Consider the following 17,242-nt stretch of genomic DNA (forward strand, 5'->3'; position numbering starts at 1 on the left):
CATGGCACAAAGCCACAGGGCATAACGCAAATTGTGCAGGAAAAGGCGAAAAACCCTTAAATCACAACGGTAGTTGCCCGAACGCCCAACGCAACAGGAAGAACAGTACGAAGCCGCCGCCGATGGTGGCGAGCAGGTTGCGGCTGACGGCAGCGATCACAATCGCTCCGAGCCCGGCCAACAGGTAAGCGTTGTCCCACTGCACGGCCAGATGCTCACCATCTGGCAGCAACATGCCTGGCACCACGATGGCCGTCAGTACAGCGGTCGGAACATAGTGCAGGCCTTGCAGTACCAGCGGCGGAAAACGCAGGTTAGGCCAGGCGAACAGGCTGTAACGCACGGCGAAGGTGATCAGCGCCATGCCCAGAATCAGCAACCAGATCTGCATCACACACCCTCCCCGGCCACTACGCTGGCGGCCCGGCGTTCAAGCACCACGCCCACCACAATCCCGGCCATCGCCGCCGCCAACAGTCCCAGCTTGTAGGGCAGCGCATGGCAGACCACAGCCACAGCCCCGGCAACCAGCGCTGCCGCAACCTGGGGAAAGTTACGCAGAAGCGGTACGACGATGCCGATAAAGGTCGCCAACATGGCGAAGTCCAGCCCCCAGCCCGCCAGACTCGGCATCGCTTGGCCGAATAGCACGCCGAGCAGCGACGAACTGATCCAGCACAGGTACAACGCCACCGCGACACCGGCGTGGTACCACTGGCCGTGGTTGCCCGCGCCATGGGCCAGATAGCGGCGCTGCACCACCGCAAAGGTTTCGTCGGTCAACCCGAACGCCAAAGGCACCCGCCAGGCCTGCGGCAAATGGGCGATATACGGCTGCAAGGAGGCGCTGTAGAGCACATGGCGCAGGTTGACGATCAGGGTGGTGAACAGAATCACTGCGGCCCCGGTGCCCGCCGTCAGCAGGCTGATGGCGATGAACTGGGCTGAGCCGGCGTACACCAGCAGCGACATACCCAGCGCTTGCCACAGACTGAGGCCGGCCACGCTGGAAAGGGTGCCGTAGATAATGCCAAAGGGGGCGATGCCGACGATCATCGGCACGCTGTCGCGCAAACCATAAACAAACAACTGCGAGCGGGTCATTGAAGCTCCTCCTGACCCTCAAGCCTAGGTCAGTCGTTGCTCACGGTCTTGAACGATCTTGCGCAGGCCTGACGGTATTCACCGGGGCCGACACCGTAGGCTTGCTTGAACTGCCGGGTCAGATGGCTCTGATCGGCGAAACCCAATTGCATAGCCACGCTCACTGGCGCGCAGCCGGCCTTGAGCAGGGCGCGCGCCTGCTCAATACGCCGCTGCTTGACCCAGGCATGCGGCGGCAGGCCGGTGGCGCGGCGAAACACGCGGGCGAAATGAAACGGTGAAAGATTGACCGCCGCCGCCAATTGCTCCAGTGACGGTGGCTCGGCCAAACAGGTAGTGAGCAACTCCTTCGCGCGCGCCACTGCCTGTGGTTCACGGCCAGCCTCGGCGGCAGTGCGTACTTTGGCGTAGCGCTGGAACAGCAGCAGAATTGCCTCGCGCCAGGCGGTCTGGCGCTCCAACGCCGAGGCACTGGCATCGCCGAGCAAACGGTGCAGGCCACTGAACAGCGCCGCCAATTGCGGGTCCTGGAGCACGCTGGTAGCAAATGAGGGCAAGCCTTCCGGGGCCAGCTCCAACTCGTCAAACACCGAGTTGACCTGACCGACTTCCGGGTAATAGGCGCGGTACAACCAGCCGTCGTCGTGGGCCTTGGAGCCGGTGTGGAGTTCGTCGGGGTTGATCAACACCATGCTGCCTACAGGCGCCAGGTGCTCCGCACCACGGTGGTTGAAGCGCTGGGCGCCACGCTCGATCACGGTGAACACATAGCCGTCATGCACATGGGGGGCGAACCGTTGCTCAATGTAGTGGGCATGCAGCAGCTCGACGCCACCCAGCTCCTCTGCCTGCCAAAACCGTGTCCGCTCACCCGCCGCCGCCATCGTTACCCGCTGAAACGCGCCTCCAGTTGTTGTTTCACTGCCGGCCACTCACGGTCGGTGAGGCTATATAGCACGCTGTCGTCCAGGCGCCCATCGGCCAGACGCCGATGATTGCGCAACAGGCCCTCGCGCACCGCGCCGAGTTTGTCGATGGCCGCTTGCGAGCGTAGGTTGCTGGCGGCGGTGCGCAACTGCACGCGCACCATGCGCCAGCTTTCGAAGGCGTGGCGCAGCATCAGGTACTTGATCATGCTGTTGAGGCCGGTGCCATGTTGGCTGGCATCCAGCCAGGTGCCACCGATTTCGCAGGACGGCAGCGCCGGCTGAAAATCAAAAAAACGTGCGGTGCCCACCAGCCGATCCCCCAGTCGGATCACCAACGGCAACGCCTGGTCGTCGCGCTGCTGCGCCAAGGCGCTGCGGTACCAGTCCAGGCGCAGCGGGCCACTCATGTAGATCAACTGCTCGCGATTGGCTTCAGCCAGGGTCACCAGGGCCGGGATATCCGCATCGAGTAGCGGTTCGAGCCGCAGTGCGCCGCGCTGCAGGGTGATGAGTTGGGGTTTGAACATGACTGAATTTCCTATAACCGACGCGCGCTCGCCAAGCAGTGGAGCACTGCTTGCGACCTTAGTCGCGCCTGACTGAATGACACTTTGATGCGACACTGACCAGCACCCGGGCGTTCCGCCACGAGGTGCCACCTGCACAAATAAACCCCAGCATTTTCGGAGTGCGCATGTCGTTGTCCAGCGGGCTGATCGCCACGGTCGCCCTGTGCTACATGGCCATTATGTTCGCCATCGCCTTCTATGGTGACCGCCGCCGCACGCCCATGCCACCCAAGGTGCAAGCCTGGGTGTACAGCCTGTCGCTGGCCGTGTACTGCACCAGTTGGACCTTCTTCGGCGGCGTGGGTCAGGCCGCCGGGCAACTCTGGTCATTCCTGCCGATTTACCTCGGCCCGATCCTACTGATGCTGTTCGCCCCTTGGGTGCTGCAGAAGATGGTGATGATCAGCAAGCAGGAAAACATCACCTCCATCGCTGACTTCATTGCCGCCCGCTACGGCAAATCGCAGCTGCTGGCGGTGGTGGTGGCGCTGATCTGCCTGGTCGGTGTACTGCCGTATATCGCCCTGCAACTGAAAGGCATCGTGCTCGGCGTAAACATGCTGATCGGCACCGGCCATGTGCAGGACACCACTGGCACCCGCTCACAAGACACTGCTCTGGTGGTGTCGCTGGTGCTGGCGCTGTTCTCGATTTTGTTCGGCACGCGAAACCTGGATGCTACCGAGCACCACCGCGGCATGGTACTGGCCATCGCCTTTGAATCGCTGGTGAAGCTTCTGGCGTTTCTGGCGGTCGGTGCCTATGTCACTTGGGGCGTTTTCAACGGCTTCAGCGATTTGCTCGACCAGGCCGCGGCCACCCCGCAACTGGAAAGCTTCTGGGCCGAAACCATCAACTGGCCGTCGCTGATCGTGCAGACCGGCGTGGCGATGATGGCCATCGTCTGTCTGCCGCGGCAGTTCCATGTGACGGTGGTAGAGAACATCGAGCCGAAAAACACCCGCCTGGCGCGCTGGGTGTTTCCCGCCTACCTGGCCCTGGCCGGCTTGTTCGTGATTCCCATCGCCCTGGCTGGCAAGATGCTGTTGCCGCCCGGAGTGATTCCCGACTCCTTCGTCATCAGCCTGCCGCTGGCCCATGCCCACCCGGCGCTGGCGATGCTGGCGTTTATCGGCGGCGCCTCGGCGGCCACCGGTATGGTGATCGTCGAGGCCGTGGCGCTGTCGACCATGGTCTCCAACGATATGTTGCTACCCTGGCTGCTGCGCCGGCAAAACGCCGAACGCCCCTTCGAGGTGTTCCGCCACTGGATGCTCTCGGTGCGCCGGGTGAGCATCGTGGTGATTCTGCTGCTGGCCTACGTCTGCTACCGCCTGCTCGGTTCCAACGCCAGCCTGGCCACCATCGGGCAGATTTCCTTTGCCGCCATCACCCAACTGGCGCCGGCGATGTTCGGCGCCCTGCTGTGGAAACAGGCCAACCGCCGCGGCGTGTTCGCTGGGCTCACCGCCGGCTGCCTGGTGTGGTTCTACACCCTGGTGCTACCGGTTGTGGCCCATAGCCTGGGCTGGTCGCTGGCGAAGTTTCCGGGGCTGGAGTTCCTGCTCTATCAACCCATCGGTTTTCAGGTCGACCCACTGACCCGTGGCGTGGTGTTGTCGCTGGCGAGTAACTGCACACTGTTTGTCTGGGTGTCGTATTTTTCCCGTACACGGGTGGCTGAACACTGGCAGGCCGGACGTTTTATCAGCCAGGAGTTCGGCAACAAACCCAGCAGCCGCAACCAGCTGGCGGTGCAGGTGGACGACCTGCTGAACCTGGCCAGCCGCTTTGTCGGCGAAGAGCGCGCGCAGCAAAGCTTCATCCGCTTCGCCTACCGCCAGGGCAAGAGTTTCAACCCCGACCAACCGGCCAATGGCGACTGGATCGCCCACACCGAACGCCTGCTCGCCGGTGTGCTTGGCGCTTCCTCGACTCGCGCCGTGGTGAAAGCCGCCATTGAAGGCCGCGACATGCAGGTCGAGGACGTAGTACGCATCGTCGACGAAGCCTCTGAAGTCCTGCAGTTCAACCGCACCTTGCTGCAAGGCGCCATCGAGAACATCACCCAGGGCATCAGCGTGGTCGACCCCTCCCTGCGCCTGGTGGCCTGGAACCACCGTTACCTGGAACTGTTCGACTACCCCGACGGGCTGATCAGCGTCGGCCGGCCGATTGCCGACATCATTCGCCACAACGCCGAGCGCGGCCTCTGTGGCCCTGGCGAGGCGGACGCGCATGTCGAGCGGCGCCTGTACTGGATGCGTCAGGGCCGGGCGCATACCTCTGAACGCCTGTTCCCCAATGGCCGCGTGATCGAGCTGATCGGCAACCCGATGCCGGGCGGCGGTTTTGTTATGAGCTTCACCGACATCACCGCCTTCCGCGACGCCGAGCAAGGCTTGAAAGAGGCCAACGAAGGCCTGGAACAGCGGGTGGCCGCGCGCACCCATGAGCTGTCGCAACTGAACCTGGCACTGAGCGAAGCCAAGGGCGTGGCGGAAAACGCCAACCAGTCGAAGACCCGTTTCCTCGCGGCTGTCAGCCATGACCTGATGCAGCCGCTGAATGCGGCACGCCTGTTCTCTGCCGCCCTCGCCCACCAACCGGAGGCGTTGCCGGCCGAAGCCCAGCAGTTGATCCGCCACCTCGACAGCTCGCTGCGCTCAGCCGAAGACCTGATCAGCGACCTGCTGGATATTTCCCGTCTGGAAAACGGCCGCATTACCCCTGAGCGCCACGCCTTCGAACTGAACACGCTGTTCGACACCCTCGGCGCCGAGTTCAAAGCACAGGCCCAGGAACAGGGCGTGAGCTTCCATTTGCGTGGCAGCAAACTGCGGGTCGACAGCGACATCAAACTGCTGCGTCGGGTGCTGCAGAACTTCCTCACCAACGCCTTCCGCTACGCCAGCGGCCATGTACTGCTGGGCGTACGCCGCTGCAGCGAAGGCCTGCGCCTGGAAGTGTGGGACCGCGGCCCGGGTATTCCAGAAGACAAACGCGCGGTGATTTTCGAAGAATTCAAACGTCTGGACAGCCACCAGACACGCGCGGAAAAAGGCCTGGGGCTGGGCTTGGCGATTGCCGATGGTTTGTGCCGGGTGCTCGGCCACAAGCTCGAAGTGCGCTCGTGGCCGGGCAAGGGCAGCGTGTTCAGCGTCACCGTGCCATTGGCACGAGCGCCGTCGGCGACGGCAGTCATCGGCAACAGCAGCGACGCAAACGGCCACCACCTGAGCGGCGCCCAGGTGCTGTGTATCGACAACGAAGACAGCATTCTGGTGGGCATGCACAGCCTGCTGTCGCGCTGGGGCTGCCAGGTGTGGACGGCACGCAACCGCCTCGAATGCGAACACCTGCTGGCCGAGGATGTGCGCCCGCAACTGGCGTTGGTGGACTACCACCTCGACGAAGGCGAAACGGGCACCGAGTTGATGGCCTGGCTGCGCACCCGCCTGGGTGAGCCGGTACCTGGCGTTGTGATCAGCGCCGATGGCCGCCCGGAATTGATTGCCCAGGTGCACGCGGCCGGGCTTGAGTACCTGCCCAAGCCGGTCAAACCGGCGGCGTTGCGGGCATTGCTGAGTCGGCATTTGCCACTACGTTAAAGATCAAAAGCATCGCGGCTAAAGCCCCTTCCACAGTTGATCGCATTCCATTGTGGGAGGGGCTTTAGCCGCGATGCTGTTAAGGCGCTCCCCCTAACCTTGGGTTGGAAACCGACGTTAATCGCCGCCACCCACTGGCCTTGGTTTGCACGCTGCTCCAATACTGGCGCCCTGCCCGATTGGAGTGCCGCCATGACCGTTGCCGTTCAGATCGCCTGCCCCGCCCCTGTGACCCAGCAACTGATGGTGAACAGCAGCGGCGTGCAATTGGCCACCTATCGATGGGGCAATCCGGCCAGGCCGACCTTGCTGCTGGTGCATGGCTACCCGGACAACCACGAAGTCTGGCTGCCGCTGATCAACCAGTTAGCAGCAGACTTTCAGATAATTGCCTACGACGTGCGCGGTGCCGGCGCTTCGGACAAACCTCGACACCCCCGTGACTACCGCCTGCCGCTACTGGCCGATGACCTCGAAGCGGTCATCCTCGCCCACAGCCCAACACAACCGGTGCACCTGATCGCCCACGACTGGGGCTCGATTCAAAGCTGGGAAGGAGTCACCGAACCGCGCCTGCAGAAACATCTGGCGTCATACACCAGCATTTCCGGGCCCTGCCTGGATCATGTCGGATACTGGATGGGCGAACGCGGCAAAGCGCGCACCTTCGGCGCACTACGCCAATTGGTCGGCCAGTTGCTCAGTTCCTGGTACATCGCCTTTTTCCACCTGCCGCTGTTGCCGGAGCTGGCCTGGCGCCACGGTATGGCCAAACTCTGGCCGCGCTTTTTGCGCCAGGTGGAAGGCATTCGCCCGGTGCGCATCAGCAGCACCCAGAGTGCGGACGGCCAGCACGGCGTGAAGCTGTACCGCGCCAACTTTATCCGCAGCCTGTTCACCCCACGCCAGCGCTATACCCAGGTGCCGGTGCAGTTGGTGGTACTGACCCGCGACCGCTTTGTCCGCCCGCAGCTATTCGATAATCTGCAGCACTGGGCGCCCAACCTGGTACGCCGCGAGGTGGCGGCAGGGCATTGGCAATTGCTCGCTGAGCCGGCACCGTTGGCGGGGTGGATTAAAGAATTTGTCGCCGCCAAGGGTCAACAACTTCGAAGCTGAAGCCTCTCCTACCCAGTACTGAGAATTCCTGTGGCTTTAGCCTCAATGGGCCGAACGGCACCTATGAAGGGGGCATCGCTTCAGTTTCATCATCATCGAAATGCGGCAAACCGGCGGCACGCTCAAGTAAGTCGGTCGGCAGACTTTTGCTCGCACGGGCACCCAGTAACTTGAGGTTTTCCACCCGACTGATGATGTTGCCGCGACCATCGGCGAGTTTGTTGCGCGCTGCAGCGTAGGCTTTGTCGAGCTGCTGCAGGCGACTGCCGACTTCATCCAGATCCACGATAAAGGCCACGAACTTGTCGTACAGCGCGCCCGCACGTTCGGCAATCTCCCGCGCGTTCTGGCTTTGCCGCTCTTGCCGCCACAGACTGTCTATCACCCGCAAGGTGGCCAGCAAAGTGGTCGGGCTGACGATCACGATGTTCTGTTCGAAGGCTTCCTGGAACAGGCCCGGGTCGGCCTGCAAAGCGGCCGCAAACGCCGCCTCGATCGGCACGAACAGCAACACAAAATCCAGGCTGTGCAGGCCCTCCAGACGCTGGTAATCCTTCAGCGACAAACCCTTCAAATGGCTGCGCAACGACAGCACGTGCTGCTTCAACGCCTGTTGGCGCACGCCATCGTTTTCAGCGACCACCGACTGCTGGTAGGCAGTCAGGCTGACCTTGGCGTCCACCACCACTTGGCGCTCACCCGGTAGCTGGATAAGCACATCAGGCTGAAAGCGCGCACCGTCCTGACCTTTCAAACTGACCTGAGTCTGGTACTCGCGGCCCTTCTCCAGGCCAGCATGTTCGAGCACCCGCTCCAACACCAACTCACCCCAGTTACCCTGGGTTTTCTGCCCTTGCAGGGCACGGGTGAGGTTGGTGGCTTCATCGCCCAGGCGCTGGTTGAGCAACTGCAGGCGTTCCAGCTCCTTGCTCAGGGAAAAGCGCTCGCGGGCTTCCTGTTGATAACTCTCTTCCACGCGTTTTTCGAAGGACTGGATGCGCTCTTTCAACGGGTCGAGCAACTGGCCCAAGCGCTGCTGACTAGTCTCGGCAAAGCGCTGTTCGCGCTCGTCGAAGATCTTCCCGGCCAGCTCGGCGAATTGCGCACGCAGTTCGTCACGGGAACCTTGCAGGTCACGCAGGCGTTGTTGGTGGCTGTCTTGCTGCTCACGCAGTTCGGCACTGAGGCTCGCGCGCTCGGCGCTGAGTTGGCGCAGCTCGGCTTCTTTGCTTTCGCGCTCGCTGCGCCACTCTTGCGCGGCATCACGGGCACGACTGCGCTCACTCTGGAGTAAATCGGTTTCGCGGCGCAGGGCCGCCAGTTCGGCCTGTTGTTCGGCTTTGGTTTCGATCAGCTCGGCAATGTCACTGCGGTACCCATCGAGTTGCGCGGCCAAGCCATCCTGGGCCAATTGCGCGGTGCTCAGACGCTCGTCGAGCAAGGCGTTATGCGCCTCCAGCGCCGCCTGCTGCCGTTGCTGTTGCCAGAGCAGTGCCAGCAACGGCACAGCGGCCGCGGCCAAACCAATTAACAGGGAGGGCACATCGATAGGCATGAAAGGCTCCGCGCAAGAATGCCCGGCAGTATAACCAGCCTTGGATGCGCGGTTTACAACGGTGCGGGCAATGCCTGCAAACGTTGGCTGGCTTCGTCGCAGCCTTGTGCTGCGGCCAGCTCCAGCCAGTGTTTGGCCTCGGCCAGGTCGTAGTGACGCGGCTGACAGTACAGACGCCCCAGCTCAAGCTGTGCGCGACGGTCGTGAGCACGGCCGGCCTGCCGCAATAACTCAAAACCGATACGCCGGTCGCGGGTATTGCCGCAATCGCGGCAGAGCAATTCACCCAGACGGCTTTGTGCCACCACTACACCTTCGCGCGCCGGTTGTTTGAGCAAACGGCCGGCGAATTGTTTGGTGCTGACCCTCTGGCCAAAGCGAGGGCTATCCAATAGCCACAAGGCCACCCGCAATGGAAAACGCGGCGTAGTTTGTGTAACAGCGGTGATGGAATTGCGCGGCATAAATAACGGCGATGGCGACAGAGGGCGGCCACTTTACTCCAATTTTTTCGTGGGTAAAGCTTTGAAAAAATCCGCCACCCGCGAGCTAGAGCAAGCGCTTGGGACAATCCACAGAACCTGTGGATAACTCAGTGGGTAACTTGGGAGCAAGCCTCGCGAAGGCCGATGGCGCGGGGCTCAAAGTCGAATTGATGATTTTTTCACCAACTCAAAAAGTCTATATTTTTCATTGACTTAATCGGCAAAGAAAAAACCTGGAAGCGCCTTATAAGTTTTTTCGCCGCTGACGTAGGGCCGCGTCCCAATTGTGCACAAGTTTTGACGCCCGTTCGCCTGACGCCCTTTTTGGGGGCGCCAGCAGCAACTGTTTGGTCGTGGAAGCAGGAAGTTTTCCTACAGCAATTCCTGCAACCCACGGAACTACTGAGGTGACGCTTGGTCGGGCGTAAGCGAGTCGACACAATTTCATCATCAAACTCTGTTAGCTCGACTGCCGGCAAACTCAGCAAAGCCGTTTTTCCATCTCGTGGGTCAATGTGAACGGGTGCGCTAAAGCTGTGCAAGCGAATCAATTGGCCAGCATGGGGCCTGGCCACACCAGCAGTTGTGAAGGCTCCGATCGCTACCTATAGTCCTCTGCTTCTCGCCTCACTGGTTCGCCCCCAACCATGATCAGTCAGCACCTCAAACGTTTTGCCCGCTTGCCACTGTTTACCGCCCCAACACCACTCGAATTTCTACCGCGGCTTTCTGCAACGCTGGGGCGCGAGGTGTACATCAAACGGGATGACACCACTCAGTTCGCCCTCGGCGGCAATAAAGTGCGCAAACTCGAATACCTGTTGGCCGACGCCCAACGCCAAGGCGCCGACACCTTGGTCACGGCCGGGGCAATTCAGTCCAACCACGTGCGCCAGACGGCGGCAGTGGCGGCGCGCCTGGGCCTGGGCTGCGTGGCGTTGCTGGAAAACCCCATCGGCACCGCCAACAGCAACTACCTGAGCAACGGCAATCGCCTGCTGCTAGACCTGTTTGGCGCCGAGGTCGAACTGGTTGCCAACCTCGATAACGCCGATAAATTGCTGCAGGAAACAGCCGAGCGTTTGCGCCGCCAAGGCAAACACCCTTATGTGGTGCCGATTGGTGGTTCCAATGCGCTGGGGGCGCTGGGTTATGTGCGCGCGGGTTTAGAGTTGGCCGAGCAGATCGAGGCCAGCGGCGTCGACTTTGCGGCCGTGGTACTGGCCTCGGGCAGTGCCGGCACCCACAGCGGACTGGCCTTGGCGTTGGCCGAGCGGTTACCGCAGTTGCCAGTCATTGGCGTCACCGTGTCACGCCCGGTCGCCACCCAATTACCTAAGGTTCAGGGCCTGGCGGAACGCACCGCCGAGCTGCTCGGCGTGCCCGTACCGACGGCCTTCAAGGTGGAACTGTGGGACGAGTATTTCGCCCCGCGTTACGGCGAAGCGAATGCCGGCACCCTGGCCGCGATCAAACTTCTGGCCAGCCAGGAAGGTGTGCTGCTCGATCCGGTGTACACCGGCAAGGCCTTTGCCGGCTTGCTCGACGGCATCGCCACAGAACGTTTTGCCGGCGCTGGCCCGCTGCTGTTTTTGCACACCGGCGGCTCACCTGCATTGTTTGCCTACCATCCGGCGTAGGTTCTTTTTTATATTCTAAAAAGTTAGCGATATCTAATTTTATATTATTTTATTGCATATTATTTTTCGCTCTATAGTTATCCCCACTTAATACCCCACCCACGGATTACAGGGATTTGCTATGACCATCTCCGCACTGCGCCGTACCTTCATTCTCGGCAGCCTGAGCTTGGTGCTCGGCGCCAGTTTCATCGGTTCCAGCCAAGCGGCTGATGACCTCTTACAAACCATTCAGAAAAAGGGCTCGATCCAGATCGGCCTGGAAGGCACTTATCCACCGTTCAACTTCCAGGACGAGAGCGGCAAGTTGACCGGCTTCGAAGTCGAGTTCGCCGAAGCCGTGGCCAAAGAGCTGGGCGTGAAAGCCGAGTTCCAACCGACCAAGTGGGACGGCATTCTCGCGGCGCTGGAATCCAAGCGTCTGGACATCGTGGTCAACCAGGTGACCATCTCCGAAGAGCGCAAAAAGAAGTACGACTTTTCCAGCCCCTACACCGTTTCCGGTATCCAGGTGCTGACCCGCAAAGGCCAGGAAGACAAGTTCAGCAAACCTAGCGATCTGAACGGCAAGAAGGTCGGCGTGGTACTGGGCACGAACTACGAACAATGGCTTAAAGAGAACGTGCCAGAGGCGGACATCCGCACCTATGACGACGACGCCAGCCGTAATCAGGACGTTCGTGTGGGCCGCCTCGATGCGATTCTTGGCGACCGCCTGGCTGCCTTCGAGCTGATCGAGAAAACCGGCGACACCCTCGCCGTAGCCGGCAAACCCTTCGCGCCACAGGAAGCTGGTATTGCCCTGCGCAAAGGCAACCCACAATTGCTCGCTGCCATCGACAAAGCCATCGCCAAACTGCGCGCCGACGGCACGCTGGAAAAGCTTTCAGTGAAGTGGTTCAAGGCTGACGTGACTAAATGATTGAGGAGAGTCTTCAGCTCGCGCTGAATTCCGCGCCTTTTCTACTCAAGGGCGCGCTCTACACGGTGGTGCTGAGCCTGGGCGGCATGTTCTTCGGCCTGCTGCTGGGCTTTGGCCTGGCGCTGATGCGCTTGTCGGCGCTTCGCGTGCTGAGCTGGACGTCGCGCATCTATGTGTCGTTCTTCCGTGGCACGCCGTTGTTGGTCCAGCTGTTCATGATTTATTACGGTTTGCCGCAGTTGGGTATCCAACTGGACCCGCTGCCGGCAGCACTGGTGGGCTTCTCGCTGAACATGGCGGCTTATGTCTGCGAGATTCTGCGCGCAGCCATTGGCTCGATTGACCGTGGGCAATGGGAAGCGGCCGCCAGCATCGGCATGACCCGCGCGCAAACCCTGCGCCGCGCAATTCTTCCGCAAGCCGCGCGTACCGCCTTGCCGCCGCTGGGCAACAGCTTTATCTCGCTGGTCAAAGACACCGCGCTGGCTGCCACCATTCAGGTGCCTGAGCTGTTCCGCCAGGCGCAGTTGATCACCGCGCGCACCTTCGAGATTTTCACCATGTACCTGGCTGCTGCGCTGATCTATTGGCTGCTAGCCAGTGCCCTGGCGCTGCTGCAAAACCACCTGGAAGCGCGGGTCAACCGCCACAACCAGGAGCAATGAGATGGCCATGATCGAAGTACGTGCGTTGAGCAAAGTGTTCAATGGGCAGACGGTGCTCAAGGGCATCGATCTGGATGTCGCGGCGGGCGAAGTAGTGGCCATCATCGGCCCCAGCGGCTCGGGCAAAACCACCCTGCTGCGCTGCCTGAATCTGCTGGAAGAACCGAGTGCCGGCAGCATTCGGGTCGGCGATATGTTCATTGATGCCAGCAAGCCATTGGCCAAACAGAAAGAGCTGATTCGCAGCCTGCGCCAACGCGTGGGTTTCGTCTTTCAGAACTTCAATTTGTTCCCCCATCGCACCGCGCTGGAGAACATTATTGAAGGGCCGATCGTGGTGAAAAAAGAGCCACGTGCCAGCGCCATCGAACGGGCTCGGGCGCTGTTGGCCAGGGTCGGTTTGGCAGGCAAGGAAGATGCGTATCCGCGGCGTCTGTCAGGCGGTCAGCAGCAACGCGTGGCCATCGCCAGAGCCCTGGCGATGCAGCCGGACGTGATTCTGTTCGACGAACCTACCTCGGCGCTGGACCCGGAATTGGTCGGCGAAGTGCTAGCGGCAATTCGCAGCCTGGCTGAAGAAAACCGAACCATGCTTATCGTCACCCACGAGATGAGTTTTGCCCGCGATGTGGCGAACCGGGTGATTTTTATCGACCAGGGCGTGATCGTCGAACAGGGCGAAGCCAAGGCGCTGTTCGCCAATCCACGTGAAGCACGCACGCAACAATTCCTGAGTAAATTCACCGAACAGAATGGCGTGTCTCAGCCCAGTATTTAACGAGTAAAAGGAGGGCGATTGAGGGTGCTGCGAAGGGCTCGCACTTGGCGAATAAACCTTGTATGGTGTTGCCACTGTGCTGCTTGTGTCACCGTGAATCGCAATGGAAGCTCGCTCTTGCCACACGACTCCTTTTACTCTTTGCACTCAGTCCCGACCTGGTCTTATGACCTCAGTTAACTTTGTTCAAGGAGCTACACCATGTCCAATCGCCAAGCTGGTACCGTTAAGTGGTTCAACGATGAAAAAGGCTACGGCTTCATCACTCCACAATCGGGCGGCGACGATCTTTTCGTACACTTCAAAGCTATCCAATCGGATGGTTTCAAAAGCCTGAAAGAAGGCCAGTCGGTTACTTTCGTAGCTGCCAAAGGCCAGAAAGGCATGCAAGCTGAAGAAGTTCAGGTTGCCTAATTCAGCCTCGCGCTGAGTGTAAAAAGCCTCACTCCGGTGGGGCTTTTTTATGCCTGCGATTTGCGCGGGGAACAGCGACCGCAGATTGGCTCAATACAACCGCTGGTCAGACTAACTGGTCACAGCGCGTTTTTTCCCGTAGGGTGCCGCCCGGTTAGTACCACGTCTGAAAATCAATTACGCCCTCCCCTCCAGCTTTCAGCTCAACCGAGCCCTGCTGATGTGAAGTGCCTGATGCCAAGTGATCGCTTTTTACAGCACACCTGGCTGGCCTCCAGATAAAGCATCACCGCCCTCTGTAAAGACCGCCGTGTTGCCTCCTACTCTGCAACGGCCAATCCGTTGATTGATCAGGTTCACCACTGGAACCGCACATAAAAGTGTTCCGTGGCACCTGCCCTCCGAAGTACCTACCTGCACCTTGAGCATCGCCTGTAGGCGGAACTTTATCGTGCGGTCCTGCTCCGATTAGAGTCATTTGCGCTCGCCCCTTTGGCGGCCAATATCGGAGTTTTTTTGTTAGCGGCAACGACGCCGCATGTGTGTAGGAACATCTAATAATGATGAATACCCAACCCCAAGTTCAGGATGCCATCAGCACCCTGCGTAATGCCTTCGCCCCTCTGGCCTGCCATATTCAGGCTGTGCGTAATGGCTGCTTCAGCTTCACCATCGTCAACGAACGCGGCGTTGCCCGTCATTGCGAACGCCTCTACCCTGAGCAGTACGCCAATGGTTCGTTGCAGCATGTGATCGACCGTACGCGCCAAACCCTGGCCAGCAAAGGCCTGGCGGCATGAACCTAAGGCAAGCATGACGGTCAGAGCTAACTCACTCGCGACGGAGCGCTGATATGCGTCATGTTAATTTCGACCTGCTCGAGAAAGCCTTCCACCCGCTGCGCCCCTCTCTGGGTCAGCGTCGCCCCGATGGCAGCGTGGTGCTCACCCTCGCTGACAGCAATGATGAAATGGCCTATAGCCGCGTCATCAGCTCAGACGAAGTGGTCAGCGCCGAAGTGTTCGGCCAAGTGGTAGAAGGCGTGCGTCGCGAACTCTGCGTACGCGCCGGCTCGCTCTCCTCGGAGATCAGAAAGCAGTTGGTAGAAAACGCCGGGGTGATGAGCTACATACCCGCCTGACGATTTGCCAAGGCAAAAAAAACCGGAGCCTGTTACCCACAGGCTCCGGTTTTTTTATTGCTCAATGACGGCCTACTTGCAGGTAACCGTCAGGCTGCGACCGGCATAGTCACCAGGCTCGAGCCCCAACACGCGATCATCGGGAGCGGCGTCGGCGCGGCCTTTCTTGCCGACCACGTCATAGCCACTCGGACAACTCTGCATGGCTTTCTCGTAGCAGTGCTGCCACTTCAGCGCCTGCCCGGAGCAGTCGATGCTCAACGCTTCGCTGCCATCCTTGGTGATGGTTTCATTAACCGTCGCGCAGCCCGCCAGGGCCGCCAACAGTACCGCCGTAATCCACCTAGCCATATTCATACCTTCGAGCACTCAGACAGCGGGGCCAACGTAGTGGCCCCTGATGGTGGCAGAAAAACTAACGGCACAGCACGATCATATTGCGGCTGGAGAAGCCATCCGGGTTCAAACCGAAGGGGTAGTTCTCATCGTAGTCCCCCTCCCCCACGCCCGACTTCGCCAAGACCTTGTACCCGTCGCTGCCGCAATTTTTCGCGGCCTCGCTCAAGCAGTCTTCCCACGACGAACTCAACCCCGAACAACTAATGTGCAAACCTGCTTTCTTACCGTACTTCTTGTGCACCGTAGGGGCCGATGAACAACCGGCAATCGCCAGTACAGTCAGCAGTATCAAAAGACGCTTCATACAGAGTCCTTATGCGGCGCCTGTTTCAGTTTCTGGATGCAATTACGGTTCTGCTCCGGGCTGCGCCTCTAGAGGGCCCATGCCACGTTGTTGTTATTGCCATCCCTAGCACCGCTCCACCTCTCAGTAGCCCATTCCTGAGCCGATGCAACACCGAGGTGAAAATAATTCCAGGCGCAGTATCTGCTAAAGACGAGGGTGGATACAACGCATTGCGCACTGTATGAAAAACGATACTGAGCCCACTCGTCCCACCCTGATCCAGCCATTTACAAATGCGCAGAAAAGGGGCGATTGGTTCGATAGGCAGGAGCTGGGACAGGAGAATTCTCTCGCAGGAAAAGCGACTCGGCGGCCCGATAGCTTTTCTGCAGGCAATAAAAAAGGCCCCAGACGCTTTCACGTCTGGAGCCTTTGAATAATGGCGGGGAAATAGGGATTCGAACCCTAGGTGCTATCGCTAACACAACGGATTTCGAATCCGTCCCGTTCGGCCACTCCGGCATCTCCCCAGCGGCGCGCATGATAACAGCTCAATCGCCCTTGGTGAAACCCAAAAATCGAATTTTTTCACATGCATTCAGATGCTTGCGCGGATCGAATGCGGCCTTGCGGGATAACGCAAAAGAGCGGCCGAAGCCGCTCTCTCGCTTAACACCTGGTGGCGATCAAGCGGTCAGCTTGGTCAGCGCTTCGCGGTACTTGTCGGCGGTTTTCTGCGCGACGTCGGCGGGCACTGCCGGGGCTGGTGGCTCTTTGTTCCAGCCGGTGGATTCCAGCCAGTCACGCACGAACTGTTTGTCGAAGCTCGGTGGGTTCTTGCCTTCCACGTAGCTTTCCACCGGCCAGAAACGGCTGGAGTCCGGGGTCAGCACTTCGTCCATCAGGGTCAGCGTGCCGTCTTCATCCAGGCCGAATTCGAACTTGGTGTCGGCGATGATGATGCCGCGGGTGGCCGCATATTCCACCGCCGCACTATAGAGAGCGATGGCGGTGTCGCGGACCTTAGCGGCCAGCTCTTTGCCGATCACCGCTTCGCACTGCTCGTAGGAAATGTTTTCGTCGTGATCACCCACGGCCGCTTTGGTCGACGGGGTGAAGATCGGCTGTGCCAGCTTCGAGGCTTCCTTCAACCCGGCCGGCAATTGAATGCCGCAGACGGTGCCGCTCTTCTGGTATTCCTTCCAGCCCGAACCGACGATGTAGCCACGCACGATGGCTTCCACAGCGATCGGCTGCAGGCGCTTGGCGACTACCGCGCGGCCTTCCACCAGTGGCAATTCGGCGGCCGGCACGACGTCTTCCACGCGGTCGCCAGTGAAGTGGTTGGGCACCACGTCGGCCAGCTTGTCGAACCAGAAGTTGGAGATCGCGGTGAGGATCTTGCCCTTGTCCGGAATCGGCTCGGCGAGGATCACGTCGAACGCGGAAAGACGATCGGTGGCGACCATCAGCATGCGCTTGGCGTCGATCTCGTACAGATCACGAACCTTGCCGGAGTAGATTTTCTTCAAGCTCAAGGTGGAGGGAGTGGTCATGGAAAATTTCCGCCTTTATTAAACGAAACAGGCGAAACCACAGTGGTTTCGCCTATCGATTTTGCGACT

18 protein-coding genes and 1 tRNA gene are annotated in these 17,242 nt (G+C 60.1%); 9 read left to right on the top strand and 10 right to left on the bottom strand.

Going from position 1 to position 17,242, the window contains the following annotated elements; translation table 11 throughout:
• Positions 1-61: 61 nt before the first annotated feature.
• From C8K61_RS07310 to C8K61_RS07325, 4 genes are read right to left on the bottom strand one after another with little or no spacing between them, the layout of a single operon-like run.
• Positions 62-391: an AzlD domain-containing protein gene (locus C8K61_RS07310; protein ID WP_108095549.1), complete on the bottom strand. Its 330-nt coding sequence runs from the start codon at positions 389-391 to the stop codon at positions 62-64.
• Complete coding sequence (locus C8K61_RS07315; protein WP_108095550.1) at positions 391-1,104, bottom strand: AzlC family ABC transporter permease; 714 nt, start codon at positions 1,102-1,104, stop codon at positions 391-393. The genes C8K61_RS07310 and C8K61_RS07315 overlap by 1 nt, the downstream gene beginning before the upstream one ends.
• A gap of 29 nt (positions 1,105-1,133) precedes the next feature.
• On the bottom strand, positions 1,134-1,988 hold the full coding sequence (locus C8K61_RS07320) for an AraC family transcriptional regulator (protein ID WP_108095551.1): 855 nt from the start codon (positions 1,986-1,988) through the stop codon (positions 1,134-1,136).
• 2 nt (positions 1,989-1,990) lie between these two features.
• Positions 1,991-2,560, bottom strand: a complete 570-nt coding sequence (locus C8K61_RS07325) for a GNAT family N-acetyltransferase (RefSeq protein ID WP_108095552.1) — start codon at positions 2,558-2,560, stop codon at positions 1,991-1,993.
• A gap of 167 nt (positions 2,561-2,727) precedes the next feature.
• On the opposite strand from C8K61_RS07325, the gene C8K61_RS07330 reads away from it, so the two are divergent.
• Together C8K61_RS07330 and C8K61_RS07335 are read left to right on the top strand one after the other, a co-directional pair.
• Positions 2,728-6,213 (top strand): hybrid sensor histidine kinase/response regulator, encoded by a 3,486-nt coding sequence (locus C8K61_RS07330; protein WP_108095553.1) that lies wholly within the window; start codon positions 2,728-2,730, stop codon positions 6,211-6,213.
• 192 nt (positions 6,214-6,405) lie between these two features.
• Complete coding sequence (locus C8K61_RS07335; RefSeq protein WP_108095554.1) at positions 6,406-7,332, top strand: alpha/beta fold hydrolase; 927 nt, start codon at positions 6,406-6,408, stop codon at positions 7,330-7,332.
• 61 nt (positions 7,333-7,393) lie between these two features.
• Here the strand turns inward: C8K61_RS07335 and rmuC are convergent, their stop codons facing one another.
• Positions 7,394-8,773, bottom strand: a complete 1,380-nt coding sequence (gene rmuC / locus C8K61_RS07340) for a DNA recombination protein RmuC (protein ID WP_178086437.1) — start codon at positions 8,771-8,773, stop codon at positions 7,394-7,396.
• Between the two features lie 167 nt (positions 8,774-8,940).
• Positions 8,941-9,351 carry a tetratricopeptide repeat protein gene (locus C8K61_RS07345; RefSeq protein ID WP_108095556.1) on the bottom strand — a complete coding sequence of 137 codons (411 nt, stop codon included), beginning with the start codon at positions 9,349-9,351 and terminating at the stop codon, positions 8,941-8,943.
• A 668-nt stretch (positions 9,352-10,019) separates the two neighbouring features.
• Between C8K61_RS07345 and C8K61_RS07350 the strand changes: the two genes are divergently transcribed.
• From C8K61_RS07350 to C8K61_RS07380, 7 genes are all read left to right on the top strand, one after another.
• Positions 10,020-11,012, top strand: coding sequence for a D-cysteine desulfhydrase (locus tag C8K61_RS07350; RefSeq protein ID WP_108095557.1), 993 nt, complete (start codon positions 10,020-10,022; stop codon positions 11,010-11,012).
• 121 nt (positions 11,013-11,133) lie between these two features.
• Positions 11,134-11,934, top strand: a complete 801-nt coding sequence (gene tcyJ, locus C8K61_RS07355; protein ID WP_108095558.1) for a cystine ABC transporter substrate-binding protein — start codon at positions 11,134-11,136, stop codon at positions 11,932-11,934.
• The gene (gene tcyL / locus C8K61_RS07360; protein WP_108095559.1) at positions 11,931-12,599 is read left to right on the top strand and encodes a cystine ABC transporter permease; all 669 of its coding nucleotides are present in this window, start codon (positions 11,931-11,933) and stop codon (positions 12,597-12,599) included. The genes tcyJ and tcyL overlap by 4 nt, the downstream gene beginning before the upstream one ends.
• Positions 12,600-12,606: 7 nt before the next feature.
• A complete protein-coding gene (gene tcyN / locus C8K61_RS07365; protein WP_108095829.1) occupies positions 12,607-13,377 on the top strand; it encodes an L-cystine ABC transporter ATP-binding protein TcyN in 771 nt (256 codons plus the stop codon).
• A gap of 201 nt (positions 13,378-13,578) precedes the next feature.
• Positions 13,579-13,791, top strand: a complete 213-nt coding sequence (locus C8K61_RS07370; RefSeq protein ID WP_108095560.1) for a cold-shock protein — start codon at positions 13,579-13,581, stop codon at positions 13,789-13,791.
• A 563-nt stretch (positions 13,792-14,354) separates the two neighbouring features.
• Positions 14,355-14,591: a hypothetical protein gene (locus tag C8K61_RS07375; protein WP_108095830.1), complete on the top strand. Its 237-nt coding sequence runs from the start codon at positions 14,355-14,357 to the stop codon at positions 14,589-14,591.
• A gap of 53 nt (positions 14,592-14,644) precedes the next feature.
• The gene (locus C8K61_RS07380) at positions 14,645-14,932 is read left to right on the top strand and encodes a DUF3509 domain-containing protein (protein ID WP_108095561.1); all 288 of its coding nucleotides are present in this window, start codon (positions 14,645-14,647) and stop codon (positions 14,930-14,932) included.
• 72 nt (positions 14,933-15,004) lie between these two features.
• Here C8K61_RS07380 and C8K61_RS07385 read toward each other — a convergent pair whose 3' ends face one another.
• From C8K61_RS07385 to C8K61_RS07400, 4 genes are all read right to left on the bottom strand, one after another.
• Positions 15,005-15,283 carry a hypothetical protein gene (locus tag C8K61_RS07385; RefSeq protein WP_146174275.1) on the bottom strand — a complete coding sequence of 93 codons (279 nt, stop codon included), beginning with the start codon at positions 15,281-15,283 and terminating at the stop codon, positions 15,005-15,007.
• Between the two features lie 64 nt (positions 15,284-15,347).
• Positions 15,348-15,635, bottom strand: coding sequence for a hypothetical protein (locus tag C8K61_RS07390; protein ID WP_108095563.1), 288 nt, complete (start codon positions 15,633-15,635; stop codon positions 15,348-15,350).
• A gap of 422 nt (positions 15,636-16,057) precedes the next feature.
• Positions 16,058-16,147 (bottom strand) — tRNA-Ser (locus tag C8K61_RS07395).
• 156 nt (positions 16,148-16,303) lie between these two features.
• The gene (locus tag C8K61_RS07400; RefSeq protein ID WP_108095564.1) at positions 16,304-17,173 is read right to left on the bottom strand and encodes a phosphoribosylaminoimidazolesuccinocarboxamide synthase; all 870 of its coding nucleotides are present in this window, start codon (positions 17,171-17,173) and stop codon (positions 16,304-16,306) included.
• Positions 17,174-17,242: the final 69 nt, after the last annotated feature.

Origin of the sequence: Pseudomonas sp. GV071, assembly GCF_003050835.1 — a bacterium.
Taxonomy (GTDB): Bacteria; Pseudomonadota; Gammaproteobacteria; order Pseudomonadales; family Pseudomonadaceae; genus Aquipseudomonas.